The organism is Actinocorallia longicatena (genome assembly GCF_039534125.1).
GTDB classification, from domain to species: Bacteria; Actinomycetota; Actinomycetes; order Streptosporangiales; family Streptosporangiaceae; genus Actinocorallia; species Actinocorallia longicatena.
Genome location: NZ_BAAAUV010000020.1, coordinates 122,463 through 139,848, shown reverse-complemented (window position 1 = coordinate 139,848; position 17,386 = coordinate 122,463). Strand labels below are relative to the sequence as shown.

General features: G+C 73.5%; 16 protein-coding genes. 8 read left to right on the top strand and 8 right to left on the bottom strand.

Annotated elements, in window-relative coordinates; all coding sequences use genetic code 11:
- Positions 1–2: 2 nt before the first annotated feature.
- From ABD785_RS30490 to ABD785_RS30465, 6 genes are read right to left on the bottom strand one after another with little or no spacing between them, the layout of a single operon-like run.
- A complete protein-coding gene (locus tag ABD785_RS30490) occupies positions 3–845 on the bottom strand; it encodes an STM4011 family radical SAM protein (RefSeq protein ID WP_344835273.1) in 843 nt (280 codons plus the stop codon).
- Positions 846–847: 2 nt separating this feature from the next.
- Positions 848–2,119, bottom strand: a complete 1,272-nt coding sequence (locus ABD785_RS30485) for an STM4012 family radical SAM protein (protein WP_344835272.1) — start codon at positions 2,117–2,119, stop codon at positions 848–850.
- A complete protein-coding gene (locus ABD785_RS30480) occupies positions 2,116–2,883 on the bottom strand; it encodes an STM4013/SEN3800 family hydrolase (protein WP_344835270.1) in 768 nt (255 codons plus the stop codon). The genes ABD785_RS30485 and ABD785_RS30480 overlap by 4 nt, the downstream gene beginning before the upstream one ends.
- Positions 2,880–3,935, bottom strand: a complete 1,056-nt coding sequence (locus ABD785_RS30475) for an STM4014 family protein (protein WP_344835268.1) — start codon at positions 3,933–3,935, stop codon at positions 2,880–2,882. Before ABD785_RS30475 ends, ABD785_RS30480 begins: the two co-directional genes overlap by 4 nt.
- Complete coding sequence (locus tag ABD785_RS30470) at positions 3,932–4,849, bottom strand: STM4015 family protein (protein WP_344835266.1); 918 nt, start codon at positions 4,847–4,849, stop codon at positions 3,932–3,934. The genes ABD785_RS30475 and ABD785_RS30470 overlap by 4 nt, the downstream gene beginning before the upstream one ends.
- The gene (locus tag ABD785_RS30465; protein WP_344835264.1) at positions 4,846–5,781 is read right to left on the bottom strand and encodes an STM4015 family protein; all 936 of its coding nucleotides are present in this window, start codon (positions 5,779–5,781) and stop codon (positions 4,846–4,848) included. Before ABD785_RS30465 ends, ABD785_RS30470 begins: the two co-directional genes overlap by 4 nt.
- A gap of 94 nt (positions 5,782–5,875) precedes the next feature.
- Here ABD785_RS30465 and ABD785_RS30460 point away from each other — a divergent pair, with 94 nt between their 5' ends.
- The 5 genes from ABD785_RS30460 to ABD785_RS30440 all read left to right on the top strand — a co-directional run bounded on the left by ABD785_RS30460 (position 5,876) and on the right by ABD785_RS30440 (position 13,009).
- The gene (locus tag ABD785_RS30460) at positions 5,876–7,930 is read left to right on the top strand and encodes a RecQ family ATP-dependent DNA helicase (RefSeq protein WP_344835262.1); all 2,055 of its coding nucleotides are present in this window, start codon (positions 5,876–5,878) and stop codon (positions 7,928–7,930) included.
- A gap of 48 nt (positions 7,931–7,978) precedes the next feature.
- On the top strand, positions 7,979–8,626 hold the full coding sequence (locus tag ABD785_RS30455) for a hypothetical protein (protein ID WP_344835261.1): 648 nt from the start codon (positions 7,979–7,981) through the stop codon (positions 8,624–8,626).
- Positions 8,623–9,831: a hypothetical protein gene (locus ABD785_RS30450; protein ID WP_344835260.1), complete on the top strand. Its 1,209-nt coding sequence runs from the start codon at positions 8,623–8,625 to the stop codon at positions 9,829–9,831. Before ABD785_RS30455 ends, ABD785_RS30450 begins: the two co-directional genes overlap by 4 nt.
- Positions 9,821–10,990 (top strand): hypothetical protein, encoded by a 1,170-nt coding sequence (locus ABD785_RS30445; protein WP_344835259.1) that lies wholly within the window; start codon positions 9,821–9,823, stop codon positions 10,988–10,990. Before ABD785_RS30450 ends, ABD785_RS30445 begins: the two co-directional genes overlap by 11 nt.
- A gap of 102 nt (positions 10,991–11,092) precedes the next feature.
- A complete protein-coding gene (locus tag ABD785_RS30440) occupies positions 11,093–13,009 on the top strand; it encodes a hypothetical protein (RefSeq protein WP_344835257.1) in 1,917 nt (638 codons plus the stop codon).
- Here the strand turns inward: ABD785_RS30440 and ABD785_RS30435 are convergent.
- A complete protein-coding gene (locus ABD785_RS30435; RefSeq protein ID WP_344835255.1) occupies positions 12,933–13,559 on the bottom strand; it encodes a DUF2238 domain-containing protein in 627 nt (208 codons plus the stop codon). The two genes, ABD785_RS30440 and ABD785_RS30435, sit on opposite strands and share 77 nt — an antisense overlap.
- 216 nt (positions 13,560–13,775) lie before the next feature.
- On the opposite strand from ABD785_RS30435, the gene ABD785_RS30430 reads away from it, so the two are divergent.
- The 3 genes from ABD785_RS30430 to ABD785_RS30420 all read left to right on the top strand — a co-directional run bounded on the left by ABD785_RS30430 (position 13,776) and on the right by ABD785_RS30420 (position 16,205).
- Positions 13,776–14,318 carry a hypothetical protein gene (locus ABD785_RS30430; protein ID WP_344835253.1) on the top strand — a complete coding sequence of 181 codons (543 nt, stop codon included), beginning with the start codon at positions 13,776–13,778 and terminating at the stop codon, positions 14,316–14,318.
- Between the two features lie 35 nt (positions 14,319–14,353).
- Complete coding sequence (locus ABD785_RS30425; RefSeq protein ID WP_344835251.1) at positions 14,354–15,457, top strand: sensor histidine kinase; 1,104 nt, start codon at positions 14,354–14,356, stop codon at positions 15,455–15,457.
- Between the two features lie 94 nt (positions 15,458–15,551).
- On the top strand, positions 15,552–16,205 hold the full coding sequence (locus ABD785_RS30420; protein WP_344835249.1) for a response regulator: 654 nt from the start codon (positions 15,552–15,554) through the stop codon (positions 16,203–16,205).
- Positions 16,206–16,220: 15 nt separating this feature from the next.
- Here the strand turns inward: ABD785_RS30420 and ABD785_RS30415 are convergent, their stop codons facing one another.
- The gene (locus ABD785_RS30415) at positions 16,221–17,369 is read right to left on the bottom strand and encodes a sensor histidine kinase (RefSeq protein ID WP_344835247.1); all 1,149 of its coding nucleotides are present in this window, start codon (positions 17,367–17,369) and stop codon (positions 16,221–16,223) included.
- Positions 17,370–17,386 lie beyond the last annotated feature (17 nt).

The window sequence follows — 17,386 nt, the reverse complement described above, 5'->3', positions numbered from 1 at the left end:
CCTTAGGCGAGAAGGTGAGGGATGCGTTCGAGCAGGCCGCCCGCGAAGACGTCGTAGAGCGGGAGGGTGCGGAGGTGAAGGTAGCCGATGTGGCAGTCGCAGGAGGGCTTCGGGCAGGGACGGGGTCCCAGCGCGGCGCGGTAGGAGCCGTCGTAGAGGTTGCCGAGGACCGTCGGGACGAAGTGGCAGCGGCGCACCGTGCCCTCGCCGTCGACCGAGATGACGTCCTCGCCGGTCCGGCAGGCGGCGCCCGCGCTGGCGTGCGGATGGCGGCTGTAGGGGAACAGCGGGTCGAGCTCGGTCCAGTCCGCGGCCTCGGCGTCGGTGTAGGTGAGGCCCTCCGCCGCGTTGACCCACAGGTAAGTGGCGGGAGGGAGGTCGGCGCGCAGCCGGCGGGCCGCCTCCAGATGGGCGGGGAAGCCGACCACGCCGACGCTGTGCCGGACCCCCCGGGACGTCAGATCGAGGGACTTGGCGAGGAACCGGTCGTAGGGCACCTGGTCGGGATGGTAGGTCGTCCACAGGGCGAGCCTGGAGGTGTCCGCGGCCTCCACCCAGGACGTCCGGTGGCTGAGGTTGGTCTGGATCGCGACCCTGCCGACGTGCGGGAGCAGGCTGAGGCGCACCAGGGCGTCGCGGTACCAGGATCTGGCCAGGCCCTCGCCCCACGGGGTGAACAGGACCGACAGCTCGAACGGCCGGGTCTCCGCCCAGGAGACGAACCGCTCCAGGGCCGCCCGGTCGGCGCGCAGCTGGGCGGGGGTGTCGCGGCGCTTGGCGAACGGGCAGTAGCCGCAGTCGTAGTCGCAGCTCGCCAGCGGCCCACGGTACAGGATCGTCAGCATCGTCAGCGGGCCTCGTAGGCGTCCATCAGGGCCCGGACGGGCGCCGAGAACAGCGCCGGGCCGATCGCGTCCGAGTGGGCCAGCCCCTCGGGGGTGAGCCGGACGGTCGCGGCGTCCTCCTCGGTCCATCCCGTGTAGGGCGTCAGGTCGAAGTCGTCGAGGACGTCGGAGCCGAAGCGCTCCCGGTAGGCGGCCCGGTCGACGCCCGTCACCTGGAGCAGCGACTGGATCAGGTGGCGCCGTCGGCGCTCGCCGTCGTCGAGGGTGAAGCCGACCCGGGCGGTGGAGAAGTCGGCGGCGGCCACGTAGTCGTCGATGATGCCGCGGACCTGGGTCGCGTGGACGGCGTACTCGAAGGAGTAGTGCAGGGCCGAGGTGTAGGAGCGGGCGCCGCAGCCGAGGCCGACCATGCCGTCCTCCTGGCAGCAGTACTCCGTGCCGCCGCCGGGACCGGACGGCGCCGCGGGCAGCCGGAACATCCGCATCGAGACCTGCTCGTACCCCGCGGCGGCCAGATGGTCGCGGCCGAGCCGGTACAGCGAGAGCCGCTGGTCGTCCCAGTCGCGGCCCATCCGCCCGAGCCCGGTCAGCGGCCGGACGTACAGCGGGTACAGGTAGATCTCCTCGGGCCGCCAGGTGAGGGCACGGTCGATCGAACGGAGCCAGGACTCCGGGGTCTGCCCGTCGATGCCGTAGATCAGGTCGAGGTTGAGGGTCGGGAAGCCGACGTCGCGGATGGTGTCGAGGGCCGTGACGACCTCGGCGGTCCGCTGCGGCCGGACGGCCGCCCGCGCCTCGGCCTCCACGAAGCTCTGCACCCCGATCGACACCCGGGTCGTGCCGTGGTCGCGCAGCACCTCCAGCCGGTCGCGGGTGGCGGTGCCCGGCGAGGTCTCGACGCCGAGCGGGACCCCGGTCGCGAAGCGCCCGGCGATCCCGCAGAGCCGCTCCAGCTCGGCGGCGGTGAAGTAGGTGGGGGTGCCGCCGCCGAACGCGGCCGTCGCGACCCGGAAGCCGCCGAGGGCGTCGAGGGCGGCCGTGGCCTGCCGGTCGAGGGCGTCGAGGTAGGCGGTGGTGAGGTCGGCGCCCGCGCCGGTGCGGGTGAACAGGTTGCAGAAGCCGCAGCGGATCTCGCAGAACGGCACGTGCAGGTAGAGGAAGAGGGCGGAGCGGTCCTCGTCGCGCCACACCTCCTTCAGCGACGGCTCGGGCGCCAGCACCCGGTAGGCCGTCTTGTGCGGATAGGCGTAGACGTATCCCTGGTAGGGCTTCACTCGATCACGAACTCCCCGTAGGGCACGGTCCAGACGGCCTCGTGCCCGATGCGGTGCCCGACGTGGCCGTCCTCGCCGTAGGCGGTGCCGTGGTCGGAGCAGACGATGACGTAACTGGGCCGCCGCAGCGCCGCGAACAGCTCGCCGAGCCGTGCGTCGGCGTACTCCAGCGCGGCGGCGTGGGTCTCCAGGGTGTCCCCTGAGGCCCCTTCCAGGTAGAAGTGGTTCGGCTGGTGCAGGGTGGCCACGTTGAGCAGCAGGAACAGCGGCCGATCCGCCTTCGCGACGATCTCCCCGACCCGGGCGACCTGCGCGTCGATCCCGGCGGGGGCGGTCACCCCGAAGCCGGGCTCCCAGTGCGCCTCGTCGAACATCGAGGGGATCACCGAGCCGAGGGCCGTCAGCCCGTTGAAGAACCCGACTCCCCCGACGCAGGCCGTCCGGTAGCCGGCGGCCCTCAGCCCCGAGGGCAGGTCGGGGGCGTCATAGGTCCAGGTGGACGGGCTGGTGGTCGCGCTGCCGGGGAAGGCGGCCGCGAACTCCCTGGGATGCGGCCCCGGCGCGGCGGGCGTGGGCAGGAAGCCGCCCAGCATGGCCAGATGGGAGGCGTAGGTGAAGCTGCCGGGCGCGTGCCGCTTCTCCCAGGTGAACCGGCGGGCCAGCTCGGGGGTCCGCCCGGCGGCGGCCAGGGCGACGGCGACGTCGTAGCGCAGCGTGTCGAGGGTCACCAGCACCACGTCGTGGCTGCCGATGATCTCGTTCATGTCGCGCAAGACATCTCCCCCATGACCGCCCTGAGCTGGGCAGTGTAGGTGCCGACGCCCTCAGCCGACGAACCCGGCAGACCGGTCAGCCCCGGCAGCAGATCCCCGAACGCGTTGACCTCGCCGACCGCGCACCGCCGCCAGCCAGCCCGTACCAGGAGATCGACCCCGGCCATCAGGCTGCCGGGGAAGCAGGCCGCGGCCCGTTCGCACACTTCCATGGCGGCGTCCCAGTCGAGAAGCTCCCGCACGGCCGCGAGGTCTCCTCTGCTTCCGCCGAGATGAAGGTTGGTCATCGGGTGGGTGCTCGTCCGCACGACCGCGTGGGTGGCCCGGCCGCCGATCACCACGACCCGCAGGTCCAGGACCCGCCCGCCGAGCGCCGCCTTCGGGTACCACCGCTCGGTGTGCAGGCCGTCGGGGGCGAGCGCGTCGATCAGCCGGGCGACCTCGTGCTCGTCCTCGTAGGCGCGCACCCGCAGCGAGTTGCGGTAGCCGCCGCCGGGCGCGGGCACCGCCGAGGTGACGGCCTTGATCCGGCCGCGGGACCCGGTCTGGAGGGCGACCACGCCCGACGCCGACGAGCCGTGGGCGGGCTTCACGAAGACCCGCGACGCCCCGCCGTCGGCCATCGCCCGGCGCAGGCCGTCATAGGAGGTGACGGCGGGCAGCGCGGCCGGAACCGGGACCCCGGCCGCGCTCAGCCGGGCGTGGGTGGTGCGCTTGTCGAACATGGCGGCGATGTCGTCGACGTTCGCCGCGTACGGCCGCAGCCGCTCCAGGCCGCGCACGAAGGTCGCGTACCAGCGCGCGCCGCCCTCGACCCTGGCCGGGTCGCCGGGCCCGCGCAGGAGCGCGTCGGTCCCGGGGTCGCCGCCCGGCGACTCGATCCGCAGCGGTCCCCTGACCGTGAACGGGTCGCCGGACAGCACCGTCCGCCAGGGGATCACGTGCGGCGCCGGGAGCCCGGCGGCGGCGCACGCCTCGCCGAACAGCACGACCCGCCGCTCCCCCGGGGTTCCGACGACGCTGACCACCCGGCCGCCGGTCATTCGCCGATCGCCACGTAGGGGTCGGCCGGGTCCAGGTCCCTGTCGTTCTCGATCAGGACCTCGACGCCGGGCAGGGCGGCCAGGACGCGCGCGGCCATCTCCTCGCTGAGGAAGTGGTGCCGCAGGTCGAGGCGCCGGAGATGGGTCAGCGGCTGGCCGGACAGCAGCGCCTCGGCGCCCACGTCGGTGAGGGTGCCCCGGGCGAGGGAGAGGGTCTCCAGCCGGGCGACGACGGGGGCTCCGGCCAGGGCGGCCGCGACCTCGTCGTGGAAGTCGCCGTTCTGGAGGGACAGATGGCGCAGCGACGGCAGCCGGGCGCCGTCGAGCACGGGCCGCAGGTGCTCCACCGTGGTGGTGCCGTTGTAGCGCGGGGTGCCGAGCCACAGGTCGAGCTCCTCCAGCGCGGGCAGGTCGCTGGCGGCGACGGCCGCGGTGACGGGGCCGGGCAGCCCCGCGGTCTCGAACCGCAGCACCCGGAGGGCGGGGTTCTCCACCGGGTCGAGGAGCAGGCCGTCGCTGCCGCGCACCTCGAACCGGGTCAGCGGCAGCCGGGCCAGCGGCGTGACGTCGCACTGCTCGATCCAGCCGAGCTCGTTCTCGTGGTAGGTGATGTCGCCGAAGAACAGCGACCTCAGGTCCGGGAGGCGGGCGGCCCGCTCCACCAGGACGTCGCGGACGTCGCCGAGGGTGAAGGCGTCGTCGAACTGGTCGCTCCAGAAGCCGATCACCAGGGCCTCGATCGGCTCGGTGGCCTCCGCGATGAGCGCGTCGAGGATGCGGGCCGGGTTCTGGACGTCCTCCGGCTCGTCCTCGGGCTGCCGCAGCCGCCAGGCGACCGGCCCGGACGGGGGCTTCTCGGCGGGGAAGTCGGCGACGGGCAGGCCGGCGTAGGTCTCGAGGCTGTGGTTGTTCATTCGGCGACCGCCACGTAACGCCAGTCGTCGTCTTCCTCCTGGGGCTCGCCGAGGTCCAGGGCGACCCCGGGCAGCGCCGCGGCCAGCCGGGCCGTCATCGGCTCGGTCAGGTAGTGGTGGCTGAGGTCGAGGGAGGTCAGGTGGCCGAGCGGCTGGCCGGACAGGAGCGCCTCGGCGCCCTCGTCGGTGAGCACGCCCATCGACAGGTCGAGGCTCGTCAGCCGGGCGACGATCGGCGCCCCGGCGATCGCGGCAGCGACGTCGTCCTGGATCTCGGCGTCCTGGAGGCCCAGGTGGCGCAGGGCGGGCAGGCGCTCGCCGGACAGGATCGGCGCGAGGTCGGCGATGGTGGCGTCGCCGCCGTACTCGTCGACGCCCAGCCACAGCACCAGCGACTCCAGGGCGGGCAGGTCGCTCGCCGCGACGGCGCGGACCACGACCCCGGGCAGGCCGCCGGTCTCGAACCGCAGCTCACGAAGGGACTTCGAGGTCACCGGCTCCAGGCGCAGGCCGCTGCCGCCGCGGACCGTCACGGTCTCCAGGGCGGGGAACGACGTGAAGATCGGGGTGATGTCGCACTGCTCGATCCAGGAGATCTCCGACTCCTCCTGGAGGTACTCGCCCCAGAAGATCGCCCGCAGTGCGGGGAAGCGGCCGGCGGCGGCGACCAGCAGGTCCAGCGGTTCCCTGGCGTTGACCGCGTGGCAGGCCCCCCAGTTCGCGACGACCAGAGCGGTGATCTTGGTGGTGTCGACGGCCTCGAGGAAGGCCGCGAACAGCTTCCGGAAGGGCTCGAACTCCTCGACGAAGTCATCGATCCGCAGCCGCCACGCCGCGCCCTCGGGGGCCGGGAGGCCGGTGAGGTCGCTCTCTTCCGTCAGGTCGACGACGGGGAGCCCTGCGAACTCCGTCACATGCTGGTGGAGGGACATCTTCAGCCTCTCTGGGGATTTGTCGGGACTGTCCTACCACCCGGCACCGACAAGCCGCATGGGATTGTCCTCGAGTGCTGGTAGTCATGGGGGCATGGAGTTGCGGGAGGAAGCGGAACGGTGCCTGAGGGCGCTCGCGGGCGAGCACGCGAAGCTGCGCGAGGACCAGTGGACGGCGATCGAGGCCCTGGTCGTCGGCCATCGGCGGGCGCTGGTCGTGCAGCGCACCGGGTGGGGGAAGTCCGCGGTGTACTTCGTGGCGACCGCCCTGCTGCGGGCGCGCGGCAGCGGCCCGACCGTGATCGTCTCGCCTCTCCTGGCGCTGATGCGCAACCAGATCGACGCCGCGCGGCGGGCCGGGATCAACGCCCGCACCATCAACTCCGCCAACCCCGACGACTGGCGGGCCGTCTACGGCGAGGTCTCCTCCGGCGAGGTCGACGTGCTGCTGGTCAGCCCCGAGCGGCTCAACAACCCCGAGTTCCGCGACGAGGTGCTGCCGTCGCTGGCCGCCTCGGCGGGGCTCGTCGTGGTCGACGAGGCGCACTGCATCTCCGACTGGGGCCATGACTTCCGGCCCGACTACCGGCGGCTGCGCACCCTGTTCGCCGATCTTCCGGCCGACATCCCGGTGCTCGCCACCACGGCCACCGCCAACGCCCGGGTCACCGCCGACGTCGCCGAGCAGCTCGGCGACGACACCCTCGTGCTGCGGGGCACCCTGGAGCGCGACTCCCTGCGGCTGGCCGTGGTCAAGCTGCCGATGCCGTCGCAGCGGCTGGCGTGGCTGGCCGAGAAGCTGGAGGAGCTGCCGGGCTCCGGGATCATCTACACGCTGACCGTCGCGGCGGCGCACGAGGTCGCGGCGCTGCTGCGCGACCGGGGATTCGCGGTCGCCTCCTACTCGGGGCAGACCGACCCCGCCGACCGGCTCCAGGCCGAACAGGACCTGCTCGACAACAAGCTGAAGGCGCTGGTCGCCACGAGCGCCCTCGGGATGGGCTTCGACAAGCCCGACCTCGGGTTCATCGTGCATCTGGGGGCGCCGAACTCGCCCGTCGCCTACTACCAGCAGATCGGCCGCGCCGGCCGCGGGGTCGAGCGGGCCGAGGTGATCCTGCTGCCCGGTTCCGAGGACCGCGACATCTGGGCGTACTTCGCCTCGCTGGCGTTCCCGCCCGAGCCGGTCGTCCGGGCGACTTTGGACGCCCTCGGCGATCGCCCGCTGTCGACGGGTGCGCTGGAGCCGATCGTCGACCTGTCGCGCAACAGGCTGGAGATGATGCTCAAGGTCCTCGACGTCGACGGCGCGGTGAAGCGCGTCAAGGGCGGATGGACCGCGACCGGGCGGCCGTGGTCCTACGACGCCGAGCGCTACGCCCGGGTGAAGGCCGCCCGCGACCACGAGCAGCGCTCCATGCTCGACTACCAGGTCACCACCGACTGCCGGATGCTCTACCTGCGCCGCTGCCTCGACGACTCCGCCGCCGAGCCGTGCGGCCGCTGCGACACCTGCACCGGGGAGTTCTGGCCGACCGGGATCGACGCCTCCTCGCTGGAGCAGGCCAGGGCCCGGCTCGACCGTCCCGGGGTCGACCTGGCGCCGCGGCGGATGTGGCCGACCGGGCTGAAGGACGATCTCGGGCTGTCCGGCCGGATCCCCGCGAGCCTCCAGCCGGAGCCGGGCCGCGCCCTGGGCCGCCTCACCGACATCGGCTGGGGTCCCCGGCTGCGGGGCCTGCTGTCGGGCCCCGACCAGCCGGTCCCCGACGACGTGTTCGCCGCGGTCGTCCAGGTGCTGTCGGCCTGGGGCTGGCAGGAGCGGCCGGTGGCCGTCGTATCGGTCGCGAGCCGCACCCGTCCGGAGCTGGTCGGCTCGCTCACCGCCGGGCTGGCCGCGATCGGGCGGCTGCCGCACGCCGGTGATCTCCGCTCGTCCGGCGAGGTCCCGCTTCCGCAGCACAACAGCGCGCAGCGGCTGAGGACCGTGCTGCGCTCGCTCACCCTCGATCTGGAGATCCCGCAGGGCCCGGTCCTGCTGGTCGACGATCTGACCGACACGGGCTGGACCCTCACGGTCGCGGCCAGGCTCCTGCGCGAGGCGGGCGCCACGGCCGTGCTGCCCCTCACGCTGGCCACCACGAGCTGATCGGTCCGGCCGCACGATCTTTGCGGCGCTATGGCTAAACTCCTCCCGGTGTGGAGGTATCGGCTGGCCGTATCCCTGGTCGCGGTCATCGTGACCGGCGCCGCCGTGCCCGCGGCCGCGGAACCGGCGCCGGGACGGGCGGAACTGCTGGCCGCCCGGCTGGCGAAGGACCCGGTCCAGGTGACCGACCACACGCCCCGTGATCTCCCCGCCGACGCCGCCGACCGGCTCCGGACGGCGATGCGGCGGGTCGGGGCGCCGTTCTACGTGGTCGTCGAGCCGCCCTTCCTGCGGTGGGCCACCCGGCAGTCCCCCGAGGACCTGATCTCGCTGCTGCACGACCGGCTCGGTGAGGACGGCATCTACCTGGTCACCGATCCCTCCGGCCTGGGGACGGTGCGCCAGTTCGGCGGCGGGCTGCCCGTCCGGGACGCCTGGTCGGCCGCCGGTCGCGAGCTGACCTTCGACACCGGGGTGCTCGAACGGGCCGACCGCTTCGCCGAGATCCTCACCGCCCCCGACGTCACCGCCCGCCTGGCCCATCTCCGCGAACGGCCCGAGGCCGCCTACGAGAAGCGGTCCAGGGAACGCGACCGGGCGGAGTGGACGGCGTTCACCGGCGGCACCGCGCTGGGCGCCCTGGCCGTGGCCGTCCTGATCGCGGCCGGAGCCGTCCGGAAGCGGGCCCGCCGATGAGGCCGGCCGTTCGGACGCTCGTGGTGGCACTCGGCGTCGTCCTGCTTTCGGCCGGTCCCGCCGCCGCGGAGGATCCGCCGCACGCCGGGCTCCGGCTCGACCGGGTGGCGCGGGCCCTCGCCCACGACCCGCTGTTCGTCGACGACGATCTCGCCGATGTCGTCACCGGCCCCGACCGCGACCGGATCCGCGCCGCCATGAAGACGGCCGCCGCGGACCTCGGCGTCCCGGTCTACGTGGCCCTGCTGCCCAACCCGCGCGCCTCGGAGTCCCAGGGCCGCGGCGAGCTTTTCCTGCAAGGGGTGCACGACCGCTCGCACGCGGACGGCCTGTACCTGACCGCCGACGAGGACGCCGGTATCTCGGGCGTGGCCTACGGTGTGCCCCGCGACCTGGACTACGACGTCCTCCACGGCGACCAGACCGGCCCCGCCGACGACCGCGCCCCGTTCGCCGATCTCACCACCCGGATCGAGGGGACCCTCGCGCTGGCCTCCGACTCCCCCGCCGGGCCGCCGGAGACGCCCCGCTCCTACTCCGGGGCCTCGCCGTTCGGCCAGGAGGATTCGCCGCCGCGCGAACCCGAGTTCTGGGCGCCCTTCCTGATCGGGGCCCTGCTCGCCGGGCCGTTCGGCGCTCTGGGCCTCTGGGTGATCTTTTTGCTGGCCAGGGCCGTGCGGCGGCGTCCCGCGGCCCCGCCTCGGCCGCCCCGCTCCCCCGGGGTGCGGGAGCTGCGCGCCCTGGCGGCCCGCGAGCTGGAGGCCCTCGGCGACCTTCTTCCCCCAGCCGACGACGCCCCGGGGCGCAGGGCCGCGATGGAGGCCTACGACGCCGCGGTGCTGCTGTCGGACGAGGTCGGCGCCCGTCCGGGACGGCACGACGACGAGGCCGCCCTCGACCTGATCGGCGTCGTCGTCCTCGCGGTCCAGGGCAGGACCGTCCTGTCCGAGGGCCGCACCGCCCCGCGCCCCGCCTGCCAGGTGAACCCCCTGCACGGCGCGGGGACCCGGGGCAAGCAGATCCCCGGTGTGCCGAAGGGCAAGGTCTGCGCGGACTGCGCCGCCCTTCCCCTCCGGCAGCTCCGGCAGCGCGTCCTGACCCTGCCCGGCGGCCGGCCGTACCACGTGGTACCCGGCCGGTTCCGGGACGGCTTCGGCGGATCCGCCCTGGCCAAGCGAGTCCTGGAGTCCCTCGGTGTCGACTGAACCCACCCCCGGCACGAAGATCGCCGAAGCGCTGCGGCGGTCGCCGGTCCACCTCGATCCCTCCCTCGCCTCGGCACTTCCCACCGCCGAGCGCACGAAGCTGCTCGATCTCATCCGGCGGGCGCCGATGCCGGTCTTCGTCGTGATCGTGCCGCTGGTGAAGGGCTCGACCTGGGACGATCCGGACCAGCTCGCGACCGTCGTGCACGACCGGCTCGGCCGCGACGGGGTCTACGTCACCCTCGGCGGGTCCGACCGGCAGCTCTCGGCCCGCCGCTGGGGCGGGACCCGGCAGGAGGCCGACGACGCCGCGGCGGCCGCCCGCGTCCCGTTCTTCCTGCCGGAGTTCAGGGAGGCGCCGCTGGCCGCCCGGCTTCTCAAGGCCGTCGAGCTGATCGCCGCCGGTGGAGGCGAGGCCGCCTACGACAAGGCCACCGCCCATCTGCGCAGCTACCGCACCACGCAGGAGTCCGGCGAGGACGGCGGTCTTCTTCTGCCGCTCACGGCGGGCGGGGCGGTGCTGGCCGCCGCCGGTGCGCTGGTGGTGTGGCGCGGCCGCCGGATGGCCTCGCGTCCGGTGCGCGGGCAGCGGCTGCCCGTCCAGGCGCTGGCCGCGGCCGAGCGGGCCGACGCCGACGCGCTGCGCGGGCAGGCCGAACGGGAGCTCCTGGCGCGCGGCGCCCGGGTCGACGAGGCCTCGGTCGCCTCGGACGATCCGCGCGTCCACGAGCTGCTCGGGCTGGCGCTCGACGCCTACCAGGCCGCCGCCAAGATCTTCGACACCGCGCGCGGCATCCCCGACCTGGCCGGCGTCCTCGTCCTGGCCGACCGGGGCAGGGACGCCCTGGACTCGGCCCGCGCCGTCGCCGCCAAGGGAAAGGAGCAGCCGCCCACGCCGCTGTGCTTCTTCAACCCGCTGCACGGCGACGGCCCCGTCTCCGTGCGCTGGCGGGCCCTGGGCACCCGGACCACCCTGAAGATCCGCTGCTGCGCGGACTGCGCCAAGGCCGTGCGCGACCACCGCACGCCGCGCGCCCTCACCGACATCGTCGACGGCGAGGCCGTCCCCTACTTCACGGCCTCGTCCCTGTGGGCCTCCACCGGCTACGGCCAGTTCGGCGACGACCTCGTCCAGCGCGTCGTCCGCGGCGACCGGTAGGCCTTTTCGGGCAGGTCGGACGGGCTTTCCCGCCAGGTACCCCGCTAGGCGGCCCCGGCGGGCTCGGTTAGCGTCGAGGGCCCGTGCAGAGAGGAGCTCGCCGTGCGAGCCGCGCCCCCGGACCTGTCCGTACTGACCTCCAGGCTCGACGGGGTCCGGAAGGAGCTCACCGAGGGGGTCCTCACGCCGGAACGGCGGCTGCACGTCGTCGTCGCGCTCCCCCAGCTGCTGGGCGCCGGTGCCGAGAGCTACGCGACCTCGAAGGACCACGGGGCGTGGGCGGGGTTCCTCGCCTCCTGGATCGAGGCCTGCCCGGTCACGGCGGCGCAGCTCTCCGGGACGGTCCTCACCGCGAAGGACGTGAGCGAGCTCGGCGGGCCGTGGCAGCAGGCGTTCGCGCTCTACCTGAACCAGATCATCGGCACCTGGCCGCAGGTGGAGACCTCGCTCAAGGCGAAGGCGGCCCCGGCCCGCGAACGGATCCTTGCGGGGCTGCGGCGCTGCGCGGTGGTCGTCACCGCCGCCGGGCTCCAGCCGATGACCGGTACCGACTCCGTGTCGGAGGAGCCGCTGACCACGCGGCGCCGACGGGCGGTCCACGCGCTGGTCCAGGGCAGGCCCGCCCCTCCCACGCTGTGCAGGGCGACCCTCACCACCCGGCAGATCCCCGTGCCCCGCGATGTCGCCATCGCCTCGAAGGGGATGACCGGGGACCTGAAGGGACGCGGCTACACCGCCGACGTCTCCTTCGTTCCCCTCGCGGAGCGGTACCGGGTGCTGTGGGCGATGTACGAGGCCACGAACGTCCCGGCCGCCGAGAACTCCTCCGCCGATTTCGATCTGCGCGGCGTCGTCTGGCCCCTCAGGATCGAGCTGGGCGCCGGGTCGGCCTGCTACGAGCTGGTCACCGACGCCGACGGGGTCCTGCGGGCAGAACGGCTCGGCGACTTCGCGCCCAGCCCCGTGCCCCCCGCGTTCGCCGAGATCCGTGACGTCGCCGCCCTCAGGTCCGCCCTGATCACCGCCTACGGGCCGAGCGCGATCGAGGACCGTCCCTCCCGGAATCGGGCCTGGTCACTGGCTGAGCTCCACCAGCTCGCCGCCTATCTGGAGCCGCTGCGCGCCGACGCCCGCGCGATCGTCAAGGGAATCGGGCTGATCCGCGACGATGAACCCCGGACCAGCGCGCGGAACGTCCATATCGCCTACTACCACTCCAGGACCAGTCCGGACTTCGACGGCCAGGACCAGCTGGTGAGCAGGCCGCCGCACATCCACTTCAGCGACCCGGCCTTCTCCGGCGCCGGCTCGGTCTGCGACGGCTTCCCCGGCAGCACCCACCCGCCGGGAGCCTGGGCGGTCGCCCACGAGGTCGGCCACGCCCTGGCGTTCGGCGGCAGCGGCCCCCGGTGGGACGCGCTCGACCAGGCCCAGCAGCGCGCGACGGCCGCCCGGGACAAACTCGTCGAGCTCCTTTCCGGGAAGCTCGACACCGCCCCCAAGTCCAAGGCCTACGACACCTGGTACGGCCTGCTCGAGAAGTACATCAAGGCCTTCAACCTCTACTCGGCCCAGTTCAGGAGCCGGTACGACGCCCTGTGCGCGGGCGACGCCGCGGTCATCACCGGCGGGCTCGACCTCTACACCACCACCCTCGCGGACGCGGAGCGGGCGGCCGCGGCCGTGCGGATCGGCGCCATCGCCCTGGACGAAATGCTCCCCGAAGGCCAGCGCAGGGCCGTCGCCGTCACCACCGCCCTGGTCGGCCTGTGCGCCCAGCGGGCCCAGGTCATCGGGGAGTTCTCGCGGCTCGCGCACTTCGTGTCCTACGCCCGGACCACCGGCTTCGTCCCCTTCACCGAGTACGCCCGGACGAACGCCCAGGAGTGGTTCGCCGAGACCCACGCCCTGCTGACCGTCGACCCCGAGCGCCTCTGGGAGTTCAACTGGCGGATGTGCCGCTGGATGGAAGACGGATGCCCCGATCCGGCGCACTACGTCCAGATTCCCTATCCCTAGGCAGCGCGCACAGCAGCCCGGCGACGGTCGCGCCGGCCAGCCCGAGGGTGAGGTCGCCGATCGTGTCGCGGTAGATCGAGACCGATTCCGGGGTGTCGAGGATGAAGACCCCGTACTCGGCGAGCTCCCAGAGGATCGCCGTGATCGCCCCGATCCCCGAGCAGGTCAGCGCGACCGCCCACCGGGGCAGTCCCGACCTGCGCAGCGCCAGGCCCGCGGCCCCGCCGAGCAGGGCCCAGTTCCCGAAGTGGCAGGCGTCGTCGAACCAGGTGACCCGGTCATAGAGATCGAGGGCGTTCCCGCCGACGTCGATCACGAAAGGCGCGGTCACCAGCGCGTCCACGTCCCAGGGGTACTCCCGGCCGCGGGCCCGTCCCCGCCACCTCCACCACAGCCACGGCACCATCACCGCCACCGGATAGGCGATCGCCCGCGTCCCCATCGCCTTGTCCGCGAACCGTTCCCACCCGGGAAAGGCGACGGCCAGCAGCAGCAACGCCACCAGCAGTGCCTTGAGCCCGACCGCCGCACCCCGCCATCGAAAGATCATGTGCCCCACCCTGCCGCCCCACGACAGACCGGGACATCCGTACAGATACTCATCCCGGACACCGCACCTGCCCGGGTGGGAGGTCCGCGAGCGCTCCGTCTACGACTTTCGGCTAGGTGAGCCGCAGACGAATGCCCTATTACCTTTCCTTGGCCGGTCACGGACAGTGGTTACTGAGAACGGAAACGCGAGTGGGGCGGAAGGGGCGAAGGTAAAATGGGCGAGCACAAGATCTGGTCGACGATCCGGCTCCTGACGAGCCTCGTCGCGGGCAGTGCCGCCCTCGGCTACCTGCTGATCGCCCTGCGCGGGATCATCGACATCCCCTTCGAACTGGCGCCCGCCGCGGCCCGTCAGTCGGTCGTGGGGCCCACGGCCGACACGGTTCCGCCCGCGTCGGGCGGGCACGGACCCGGTTTCCCGTCCCTGGCCGTCCCGCTGACGATCGCGGCCGTGCTCCTGGCCGGGCTGCTGCTGGCGATCGGCTGCGTGGCCGGGCTGCGTGCCTTCAGGTCCCAGCGGCGCTGGGCCAGGGGCCAGCGCTTCACCCTGGCCGGGGGCGTCGCGGGCGCCCTGGTGATCTGGGCGGGGCCCGCGGTCTCCGGCAACGGCTGGGCGGAGATCTTCGAGAACTGGCATCTGCCCGTGGCCTATGCGGTGACGCTGGCCGTCCTGATCACCGTGACCGCGCTGTTCGGCCCCCGGGACCGGGACGCCGACGGGGTCGAGGACTCCGGGAAGCTCATGACCGCCTCTTGAACCCCACCGTGGACGCCTCCGGCTAGCGTGAGGGCGTGATCTTGGATCGCGTCCGGTGGACCGGCCGGTCCGACGTCCTGTTCGCGCTGGCCGCCGCCGTCCTCAATCTGGGCGTCGTCGCCTTCAGCGGGCCGGGGGTCCTGCCGGTCCCCGCCGCCGTCGTCCTCGCCGTCGCGACCGGCGCCCTGCTGCTGTTCCGGCGGCGGACGCCGAGCCTGGTGTTCCTGGTCAGCGCGGTCTCGGGCCTGTTCGTCTTCTTCGCCGCGCAGTATCTGCTGAGCCTCTACTCGGCCATGCTCTACGCCCCCGACCGGCGGCGGCCCGTCCTGGTCGGCGCCGTGACCCTCCCCCTCGCCATGGTGCTGCCGTTCCTGCGCGATTCGCCCTGGGCGGCGGAGGAGTCCTTCTACGTGCTGCTGGTGGGCGTCCTCGGCGGGACCCTCGGCTGCCTGGTGCGCCGGCTGGTCGCCGAGCGGGCGGCCGTCCAGCGGGAGCAGGCCGAGCGGGCCGCCGAGGAGCGCAGGGCCGAGGAGCGCGCCGAGCTGGCCAGGGAGATGCACGACAGCGTCGCCCACCAGGTCACCCTGATGATCATGGTGGCGGCGGGGCTGGAGGCCGCCCATCCCGGCGCGGCACCGCTGGCCGCCCGGATCCGCGAGGAGGGCGGCCGGGCGCTGACCGAGCTGCGCACCATGATCGGCGTGCTCCAGCGGCACGGACCCCGCCCGGCGGCCCTGCGGCGGCTCAGCGAGCTGTCGGAGCTGCTCTGCACCGCCCGCCGGGCGGGGCTCGACATCACCGTGACCAGCTCGGGGCGGGCCGCCCCGATGACGGACGAGGCGCAGCACGCCGCCTACCGGCTGGTCCAGGAGGCCCTCACCAACGCCGCCCGCCATGCTCCGGACGCCTCGATCACGGTGGAGCTGACCTACCGGCCCGGCGGACTGGACGTCGAGGTCCGTAACGGCGCCCCGGGGCGTCCGGGACCGGACGGCGGCCCCGGCAGCGGGAGGGGCCTTTCCGGGGCCAGGGAGCGAATCCAGGCCCTGGGCGGGACCCTGGAAGCCGGTCCGTACGAGGACGGCTTCCGGATCAGGGCCGCTCTGCCCACGACCGGGAGCGATGACTACTCTGAGTAGGTGACCGTCGCCAGGAGTGACCCATGTCGCTGACCCGATCTGCCGCGGCCGGGGTCGGGATCCGGCCGAGGCCGCCCGTCCTGGAACCGGGCCGATGACCGATGTACTGCTCGTCGACGACGAGGAACTGGTCCGCTTCGGGCTGCGGGCGATCGTCGAGTCCGCGCCGGGGCTGCGGATCGTCGCCGAAGCCTCCGACGGTGCCGAGGCCGTCCGGCTGGCCCGCGAACTGCGCCCCGACGTGATCCTCATGGACATCCGGATGCCCGGCATGGACGGGCTCGCCGCGGCGGAGGAGCTCTCCGCCGACCCCGACCCGCCCAAAGTGATCATCCTGACCACCTTCGACCTGGACGACCACGTGCTCCAGGCACTGGAGAACGGGGCCGTGGGGTTCCTGCTCAAGGACACCCCGCCAAAGGAGATCATCGCCGCGATCACGACGGTGGCGGAGGGCAACGCCATCCTTTCCCCCGGCGTGACCCGGCAGCTCATCGACCGTTTCGCCGACCGTCCGGGCGGGGCGGGTCCCGGCCGGGAGGCGGTGGAACGGCTCACCGAACGGGAGCGGGAGGTCGTGACGCTCATGGCCGAGGGGCTGTCCAACGCCGGGATCGGGACGGCCCTGGCCATGAGCGAGGCGACCGTCAAGGTGCACGTCAGTCATGTGCTGACCAAGCTGGGCGCCGCCAACCGCGTCCAGGCGGCGATCATCGCCTACCGAGCGGGGCTCACCTCGGAGAAGTGATCTTCGGCGGGAGCCTCAGCGAGGGGGAGCCGTCTCCGCCAGGGGCAGGACCGCCCGGACGCTCCACCCGCCGTCCCCGGCCGGGCCCCACAGCACGGCGCCGCCGAGCTGCCCGGCGCGATCGGCCAGACCCTGGAGCCCGACCCGTCCCTCGGCCGACCAGCGGGTCCCGTCCAGCGGCCGGGTGTTGATCACCGTGACCTCCACCAGATCGGGACGGGCGGCGACGGACACCTCGACCGCCGTGCCCGGAGCGTGCTTGAGCACGTTGGTCAGCGACTCCTGGACGATCCGGAAGACCAGCCGGTCGACCCGGTCGGGCAGGCGGGTGAGGTCACCGGCCGTGGCGAGGGAGGCCACCACGCCCAGCCGGTCGAAGCGCTCGATCAGCCCGGGCACGGCCGCGACCGACAGCAGGGCGCCGTAGGTCGGCAGGGCGGCCTGGTCGCGGAGGGTGGAGACGATCTGCCGCAGTTCCTCCTGGGCCTGCCGGGCCAGCCCGCCGATCCGGTCGGCGATGCCCGGGAGGTCGGCCGGGGCGGCCACCGTCAGCGCCCCCGTCTGCAGGGCGATGAGGCTCAGCTCGTGGCCGAGGGAGTCGTGCAGCTCGAGGGCGAGCCGGTTGCGGTCCTCGGCGCGGTCACGGGCCATCCGCGCCAGTTCCTCGTCGCGGGCCAGCTCGGCCCGTGCGGACACGGCCTCGCCGAGCTCGGTCCTGGCGCGCAGGTACAGGCCGAACAGGACCGGCCCGGCCGACAGGAGCACCACCGCCACCAGCCGGACCGCCGTGTCCTCCCGGTAGTAGTCCACCGACCACGGTTCGATCACCACGACCACGCTGATCGCGAGCATCACCCAGGTGAGGGGGTTGCCGCGGCTGCCCTGGATGAGGGCCGAGACGGCGAGGAAGTAGGTGAAGGCCAGCCCCAGGCCGTCGGTGGGGGTCGCGAGGTCGGCCGCGCACGCCAGCAGGGCCACGGGGACGGGGAAGCGGTGCCGGAACGGCAGGGCCAGCGCGGCGACGACCACCCAGCCCCTCCCCTCGCCCGAGCCGCCGGGGAACAGCGCCAGCAGCACGACCAGCAGGGTCATGGTGAGGTCGAAGGCCGTCAGCCAGCGGCCGCCCGCCACGCCCTTCAGCAGCGGGTCGCGGTCTCGCCCCATGCGCCCTCCCGCCCGCC

Excerpts from the sequence above, each read along its gene's own strand:
- ABD785_RS30490 (WP_344835273.1), bottom strand. The coding sequence starts at position 845 with ATGCTGACGATCCTGTACCGTGGGCCGCTGGCGAGCTGCGACTACGAC.
- ABD785_RS30480 (WP_344835270.1), bottom strand. The coding sequence starts at position 2,883 with ATGAACGAGATCATCGGCAGCCACGACGTGGTGCTGGTGACCCTCGAC.
- ABD785_RS30475 (WP_344835268.1), bottom strand. The coding sequence starts at position 3,935 with ATGACCGGCGGCCGGGTGGTCAGCGTCGTCGGAACCCCGGGGGAGCGG.
- ABD785_RS30470 (WP_344835266.1), bottom strand. The coding sequence starts at position 4,849 with ATGAACAACCACAGCCTCGAGACCTACGCCGGCCTGCCCGTCGCCGAC.
- ABD785_RS30465 (WP_344835264.1), bottom strand. The coding sequence starts at position 5,781 with ATGTCCCTCCACCAGCATGTGACGGAGTTCGCAGGGCTCCCCGTCGTC.
- ABD785_RS30460 (WP_344835262.1), top strand. The coding sequence starts at position 5,876 with ATGGAGTTGCGGGAGGAAGCGGAACGGTGCCTGAGGGCGCTCGCGGGC.
- ABD785_RS30450 (WP_344835260.1), top strand. The coding sequence starts at position 8,623 with ATGAGGCCGGCCGTTCGGACGCTCGTGGTGGCACTCGGCGTCGTCCTG.
- ABD785_RS30435 (WP_344835255.1), bottom strand. The coding sequence starts at position 13,559 with ATGATCTTTCGATGGCGGGGTGCGGCGGTCGGGCTCAAGGCACTGCTG.
- ABD785_RS30430 (WP_344835253.1), top strand. The coding sequence starts at position 13,776 with ATGGGCGAGCACAAGATCTGGTCGACGATCCGGCTCCTGACGAGCCTC.
- ABD785_RS30420 (WP_344835249.1), top strand. The coding sequence starts at position 15,552 with ATGACCGATGTACTGCTCGTCGACGACGAGGAACTGGTCCGCTTCGGG.
- ABD785_RS30415 (WP_344835247.1), bottom strand. The coding sequence starts at position 17,369 with ATGGGGCGAGACCGCGACCCGCTGCTGAAGGGCGTGGCGGGCGGCCGC.